This is a genomic window from Helicobacter kayseriensis (genome assembly GCF_021300655.1).
In the GTDB taxonomy this organism is placed as follows: Bacteria; Campylobacterota; Campylobacteria; order Campylobacterales; family Helicobacteraceae; genus Helicobacter_G; species Helicobacter_G kayseriensis.
On record NZ_JAJTNB010000015.1, the window covers coordinates 1 to 7,422 of the forward strand.

The window sequence follows — 7,422 nt, forward strand, 5'->3', positions numbered from 1 at the left end:
AGTTCCCAGTTCCCAGTTCCCAGTTCCCAGTTCCCAGTTCCCAGTTCCCAGTTCCCAGTTCCCAAAAATCTTGATTTTTTGCAAAAAATATTAATTTTTTAAAATTTTTTGTAAATTTTTCATTTTTTTAGTGTATTATTCCACTTCCCAATCGGTGAGACGCTTTAAATCTCCAGAGAATTTGGCTTTATCTTTCAATCTAAGGGTTGAAAGTCTTATTGTCTTCTCGGGTTTGAGTTCTTGCTTTGTTTGGTGTGTTCTATTTATTTTTATTGATGATTTAGATTAGTTTAAAAACTGAGCTTTAAATCAAATAATTTTAGATAATGATCTTTGAAAACTAAGCAAAAGAATGTTGAGTGTAAAGTCTTTCAAGACTTAAAATTGAAAACAAACAACTTAATATTCTGATGTCTAATATTTACAACTCTTATAACCCGTATAGATTTATTCTATATTGAAGTTATAACTTGTGATTTCTGACATAACAGAGTTTTAGGACAAACAAATCTATTTTTTATGGAGAGTTTGATCCTGGCTCAGAGTGAACGCTGGCGGCGTGCCTAATACATGCAAGTCGAACGATGAAGCTTTTAGCTTGCTAGAAGTGGATTAGTGGCGCACGGGTGAGTAATGCATAGGTTATGTGCCCCATAGTCTGGGATAGCCACTGGAAACGGTGATTAATACTAGATACTCCTTACGAGGGAAAGTTTTTCGCTATGGGATCAGCCTATGTCCTATCAGCTTGTTGGTGAGGTAATGGCTCACCAAGGCTATGACGGGTATCCGGCCTGAGAGGGTGAACGGACACACTGGAACTGAGACACGGTCCAGACTCCTACGGGAGGCAGCAGTAGGGAATATTGCTCAATGGGCGAAAGCCTGAAGCAGCAACGCCGCGTGGAGGATGAAGGTTTTAGGATTGTAAACTCCTTTTGTTAGAGAAGATTATGACGGTATCTAACGAATAAGCACCGGCTAACTCCGTGCCAGCAGCCGCGGTAATACGGAGGGTGCAAGCGTTACTCGGAATCACTGGGCGTAAAGAGCGCGTAGGCGGGATAATAAGTCAGATGTGAAATCCTATGGCTTAACCATAGAACTGCATTTGAAACTGTTATTCTAGAGTATGGGAGAGGTAGGTGGAATTCTTGGTGTAGGGGTAAAATCCGTAGAGATCAAGAGGAATACTCATTGCGAAGGCGACCTGCTGGAACATTACTGACGCTGATGCGCGAAAGCGTGGGGAGCAAACAGGATTAGATACCCTGGTAGTCCACGCCCTAAACGATGAATGCTAGTTGTTGTGGAGCTTGTCTCTGCAGTAATGCAGCTAACGCATTAAGCATTCCGCCTGGGGAGTACGGTCGCAAGATTAAAACTCAAAGGAATAGACGGGGACCCGCACAAGCGGTGGAGCATGTGGTTTAATTCGAAGATACGCGAAGAACCTTACCTAGGCTTGACATTGATAGAATCCTATAGAGATATGGGAGTGCCCTTCGGGGAGCTTGAAAACAGGTGCTGCACGGCTGTCGTCAGCTCGTGTCGTGAGATGTTGGGTTAAGTCCCGCAACGAGCGCAACCCTCGTCCTTAGTTGCTAGCAGTTCGGCTGAGCACTCTAAGGAGACTGCCTTCGTAAGGAGGAGGAAGGTGAGGACGACGTCAAGTCATCATGGCCCTTACGCCTAGGGCTACACACGTGCTACAATGGGATGCACAAAGAGAAGCAATACCGCGAGGTGGAGCAAATCTCAAAAACATCTCTCAGTTCGGATTGTAGTCTGCAACTCGACTACATGAAGCTGGAATCGCTAGTAATCGTGAATCAGCCATGTCACGGTGAATACGTTCCCGGGTCTTGTACTCACCGCCCGTCACACCATGGGAGTTGTATTCGCCTTAAGCCGGGATGCTAAACTGGCTACCGTCCACGGCGGATGCAGCGACTGGGGTGAAGTCGTAACAAGGTAACCGTAGGTGAACCTGCGGTTGGATCACCTCCTTTCAAGAGAAATAAGCAGATATTCATTTATCTTGCTTCAACTTGACATCTTTTGCTTAGTCTTCAGAGATTATTTATCTTTGGTGCATGCGGGCTTATAGCTCAGGTGGTTAGAGCGCACCCCTGATAAGGGTGAGGTCGGAGGTTCGAGTCCTCCTAAGCCCACCATAGGGGAATTAGCTCAGCTGGGAGAGCGCCTGCTTTGCACGCAGGAGGTCAGCGGTTCGATCCCGCTATTCTCCACCATTCTTTGATGAAAAGAAAGTTTTTAAAAAGTCTAATGTAAGTGTTTATGAGATAAAGGCTTACATTAGACTTTAAGTCTAAGTGTTATTTGATTTATCATTGTTAATAGCCTATAGTAATAAGACTACAATAAACTCTGTTTTTATTGATTGTAGATACATTCAATAAGGCAGTGAGACTTAGAAAATCATTGATTCATAAGCAGTTTTATTAAACTTGAAAGCATATGAAAATAAGCTTTTAAGGGCAGATGGTGGATGCCTTGGCAAAGAGAGGCGATGAAGGACGTACTAGACTGCGATAAGCTACGGGGAGCTGTCAAGAAGCTTTGATCCGTAGATTTCCGAATGGGGCAACCCAATACATAGAGATATGTATTACCTTAAATGGAGCGAACCTAGGGAAGTGAAACATCTCAGTACCTAGAGGAAAAGAAATCAAACGAGATTCTCCTAGTAGCGGCGAGCGAACGGGGAAGAGGGCAAACCGAGTGCTTGCACTCGGGGTTGAGGACTGCAACATCCACTGAAATAATCTAGTAGAATAATCTGGAAAGGTTAGCGACACAGGGTGATAGCCCCGTATACGAAAGATTATTTCTAGGTAGCAGGATCCAGAGTAGGCCAGGACACGTGAAATCCGGGCTGAAGCAGGGGAGACCACTCTCCAACCCTAAATACTACTCTTTGACCGATAGCGAACAAGTACCGTGAGGGAAAGGTGAAAAGAACCGCAGTGAGCGGAGTGAAATAGAACCTGAAACCATCTGCCTACAATCATTCGGAGCCCTATGATTTATCAGGGTGACGGACTGCCTTTTGCATAATGATCCTGCGAGTTGTGGTATCTGGCGAGGTTAAGCAAACGCGAAGCCGTAGCGAAAGCGAGTCTGAAAGGGCGATTAGTCAGATGCTGCAGACCCGAAGCTGAGTGATCTATCCATGGCCAAGTTGAAGTAAGTGTAATAGCTTATGGAGGACTGAACTCGTACCCATTGAAACGGGTTGGGATGAGCTGTGGATAGGGGTGAAAGGCCAAACAAACTCAGTGATAGCTGGTTCTCTCCGAAATATATTTAGGTATAGCCTCAAGTGATAGTAATAGGGGGTAGAGCTCTGATTGGGCTAGGGCTGCTCACCGCGGTACCAAACCCTGTCAAACTTCGAATACCTATTACCGTATCTTGGGAGTCAGGCGGTGGGTGATAAAATCAATCGTCAAGAGGGGAACAACCCAGACTACCAACTAAGGTCCCAAAGTTCTATTCTGAGTGGAAAAAGATGTACAGTTACTTAGACAACCAGGAGGTTGGCTTAGAAGCAGCCATCCTTTAAAGAAAGCGTAACAGCTCACTGGTCTAGTGATTGCGCGCTGAAAATATAACGGGGCTAAGATAGACACCGAAGTTGTAGATTGTGCTTAGCACAGTGGTAGGAGAGCGTTCGTATCTGCGTTGAAGGTATACCGGTAAGGAGTGCTGGAGCGATGCGAAGTGAGCATGCAGGAATGAGTAGCGATAAAATATGTGAGAATCATATTCGCCGTAAGTCTAAGGTTTCCTACGCGATGCTCGTCATCGTAGGGTTAGTCGGGTCCTAAGCCGAGTCCGAAAGGGGTAGGCGATGGCAAATAGGTTAATATTCCTATACCAACATTAGTGTGCGATGGAGGGACGCATAGGGTTAGGTGAGCCAACTGATGGAATAGTTGGTCGAAAGGTGTAAGTTGGGAGATTGGCAAATCCGCTCCTGTATCACAAGCCTGACAGGCTCTTTGAAGTCTTCGGATGGAAGAGAGAATCACTGATACCGTCGTGCCAAGAAAAGCTTCTAAGTTTAGCTAATGTTGCCCGTACCGTAAACCGACACAGGTAGATGAGATGAGTATTCTAAGGCGCGTGAAAGAACTCTGGTTAAGGAACTCTGCAAACTAGCACCGTAAGTTCGCGATAAGGTGTGCCTACGCAAGTAGGTCTCAGCAAAGAGTCCCTCCCGACTGTTTACCAAAAACACAGCACTTTGCAAACTCGTAAGAGGAAGTATAAGGTGTGACGCCTGCCCGGTGCTCGAAGGTTAAGAGGATTAGTCAGCCGAAAGGTGAAGCTTTGAATTGAAGCCCGAGTAAACGGCGGCCGTAACTATAACGGTCCTAAGGTAGCGAAATTCCTTGTCGGTTAAATACCGACCTGCATGAATGGCGTAACGAGATGGGAGCTGTCTCAACCAGGGATTCAGTGAAATTGTAGTGGAGGTGAAAATTCCTCCTACCCGCGGCAAGACGGAAAGACCCCGTGGACCTTTACTACAGCTTGACACTGCCGATGGGAGCATTATGCGCAGGATAGGTGGGAGGCTTTGAAATCTTCACTCCGGTGGAGATGGAGCCATCCTTGAGATACCACCCTTAATGTTTCTGTCTGCTAACTGGCTTGAGTTATCCTCAAGCAGGACAATGTCTGGTGGGTAGTTTGACTGGGGCGGTCGCCTCCTAAAAAGTAACGGAGGCTTGCAAAGGTTGGCTCATTGCGGTTGGAAATCGCAAGTTGAGTGTAATGGCATAAGCCAGCCTGACTGTAAGACAAACAAGTCGAGCAGAGACGAAAGTCGGTCATAGTGATCCGGTGGTTCTGTGTGGAAGGGCCATCGCTCAAAGGATAAAAGGTACCCCGGGGATAACAGGCTGATCTCCCCCAAGAGCTCACATCGACGGGGAGGTTTGGCACCTCGATGTCGGCTCATCGCATCCTGGGGCTGGAGCAGGTCCCAAGGGTATGGCTGTTCGCCATTTAAAGCGGTACGCGAGCTGGGTTCAGAACGTCGTGAGACAGTTCGGTCCCTATCTGCCGTGGGCGTAGGAAAGTTGAGGAGAGCTGTCCCTAGTACGAGAGGACCGGGATGGACATGCCACTAGTGTACCAGTTGTTCTGCCAAGAGCATCGCTGGGTAGCTACGCATGGATGTGATAACCGCTGAAAGCATCTAAGCGGGAAGCCAACTCTAAGATAAACTTTCCCTGAAGGTCGCAAGAAGACTACTTGCTTGATAGGTTGGATGTGTAAGTGTAGTAATACATTTAGCTGACCAATACTAATAGACCGTTTGGCTTATTTTTATTCAAATGAAGATAAATGCTAATCAATGATGTCTTCACTGCCTTATTGAGTGTATGCTTATTACTAAAAAAGAAAGTTAAAAGAGATTGAGAAATTGATCAAAAAACTTTCTTAAAATCAGGGCTAGAAACAAGATACAATATCGCCTTTAAGAAAAGGGAATAAAGGATAAGAGCTTATCTTTTCTTCCCTTTTCCCTGTGTCTATAGAGAGGAGGAAACACCCAGCTCCATTCCGAACCTGGAAGTTAAGCTCCTCATCGCTGATGATACTGCATCTTTCAGATGTGGGAATGTAGGTCGATGCAGGGTTGGGATTTCTTCTTAAACTTCTTTTAAATCATTATTTTTATTTCTTTCGCTTTATAAATTAAAACTCTTCTATTTTTTTAAAAGTTTTTTATTTTTATGTGTAAAGCTTTTGTGTCTCTTTTAAAAAAGATGAATTGATTTATTTTAAAGCTCTTGAGGATTGGTTTGCTTTTCAAGTCTCCAAAGGATTAGCAGTAACTTGAATGGCTATATAGGTTTGGCTCAATATTTAGCAATTATTGCATTTATCTTATGGCTACAAATTTGTTTTTATATCTCTCTAAAATTTATTTTTAAGAGTGTTTTATTTTTTAAGGCAATTCTTATTATTGGATTTATATTGGATGATGATTTTAAGTCAGATCAAAGTATTTTTAAGTTCTTTTTTGAAATGAGGGGTTGAGAGGTTTGAGTCTTGTTTTCTGCAAACCGCTTTTAAAATCAAAGTGAGTTTGCAAATGAAATCAAAGTGAGGTAGTTTTTGACTTTGATTTTAGGTGTAAAATCTCACATCATTTTAATTGATCACTCCACACATTCTTCCAAGGATTAAAACCTCATTAAATCATATTTCAATGAAGCATAAAGCGTATTTAGAGAATGTTCTATTTGTAGGGCTTTATGGATAGTTTCATTCTGGGGTAAAAGTAGAGCTTGATTGCAGGGTTAAATGATCTTTTTTAAAATCAATGACTTTTTGGATGCTATTGGTGTGATGTCAATAAAGTATCGGTGATTTTTATGGTTTTACTGTTAATGTGATAATCAATATTTTTGCTTTTAAATCTTTTGAAAAAATCTTTGATGTTGTTTTAGTGTTGTGATGATGGCAATGGTGATGATGGTGATTGTGATGATAGTGGTGGTGATAATGATAGTAATGGTGGTGTGTGGATTTAATCGTGGATAGATGATTGGAGTTTGCGAGTATTGATCAAAAGAAAGAGTGGGGTTATAAATAGGAAGGGAAGCTTTTGTGAGGAGGATAGGGTGATATTGTTGTTTTAAAAGATAGAAAAAGGGGAGTGAGAAGATGAGATGTGAAAATATGACGCTTATTATGAAAGATTCCAAATGGGCATAAAAATCCCCAAGGCAAGAAGAAGGACAAATATACCAAGCAGACAGGTAAAGAGGGGTTCAATGAGGGCAATCATAAAATCTAGGGTATCCTTGTTTTGGTTTTTATAATAAATGGCACAGGTATGAAGGACTTGAGAAAAGTTCTCTCCCTTTTGGGCTGCAACAATCAGGCTTAAGGTGAGAGAGTCAAATAATTTACATATTTTTGCTCCTTCATAGAAGGATTTTCCATTGAGAAGAGAGTTGTGAATCTGAGAAAGTTTATGGCGAATGCTTTGAGATGAGATGCTTTGTTGAGCGAGCAAAACGCTTGAGAGGAGATCTATTCCTGCTTGTATTAGAAGAGAGAGGGTGAAGCAATACTGATATAAATATGTTCGCAAGGTTATTTTTCCAAATAAAGGAAGAGAGAGCAATAAAGAAAGGAGGGATTGATAAAGAAAACCTTTGGATTTGATTTGAAAGAAGATAAAAATCAAAGAAAGAAAAAGAAAAAATAAAATAAAAGCGCCATATTGAGAGAGCTTCTCGTGAAGAGAAATAAGAATTTGTGTATAGATAGGGAGTTCTAGCTGGTTTTCTAAAAAGAGTTGAGTAAAGAGTGGGGTAATCGTCTGAAGCAAGAAAACAAAACATATGATCGTGCAAACAAAAACAAATA

The 7,422-nt window shown here is 42.6% G+C and carries 2 protein-coding genes, 2 tRNA genes and 3 rRNA genes; 5 read left to right on the top strand and 2 right to left on the bottom strand.

The annotated features are described in order from the left end of the window. The first annotated feature begins 516 nt into the window (after positions 1-516). From LW137_RS06875 to rrf, 5 genes are all read left to right on the top strand, one after another. Positions 517-2,012, top strand: a 16S ribosomal RNA gene (locus tag LW137_RS06875). 88 nt (positions 2,013-2,100) lie between these two features. Then, positions 2,101-2,177 (top strand) — tRNA-Ile (locus LW137_RS06880). A 2-nt stretch (positions 2,178-2,179) separates the two neighbouring features. Continuing rightward, positions 2,180-2,255: transfer RNA gene (locus LW137_RS06885), tRNA-Ala, on the top strand. A 230-nt stretch (positions 2,256-2,485) separates the two neighbouring features. Beyond that, positions 2,486-5,366 (top strand): 23S ribosomal RNA (locus LW137_RS06890). Between the two features lie 196 nt (positions 5,367-5,562). Continuing rightward, positions 5,563-5,678 (top strand): 5S ribosomal RNA (gene rrf / locus LW137_RS06895). Together the 16S, 23S and 5S rRNA genes with 2 tRNA genes alongside form the textbook arrangement of a ribosomal RNA operon. A gap of 780 nt (positions 5,679-6,458) precedes the next feature. Here the strand turns inward: rrf and LW137_RS06900 are convergent. Together LW137_RS06900 and LW137_RS06905 are read right to left on the bottom strand one after the other, a co-directional pair. Further along, the gene (locus tag LW137_RS06900; RefSeq protein WP_233034844.1) at positions 6,459-6,752 is read right to left on the bottom strand and encodes a hypothetical protein; all 294 of its coding nucleotides are present in this window, start codon (positions 6,750-6,752) and stop codon (positions 6,459-6,461) included. Beyond that, positions 6,737-7,422 (bottom strand): type II secretion system F family protein (locus LW137_RS06905; protein ID WP_233034846.1); only part of this gene is annotated, 686 nt, incomplete at its 5' end. The genes LW137_RS06900 and LW137_RS06905, both read right to left, overlap by 16 nt.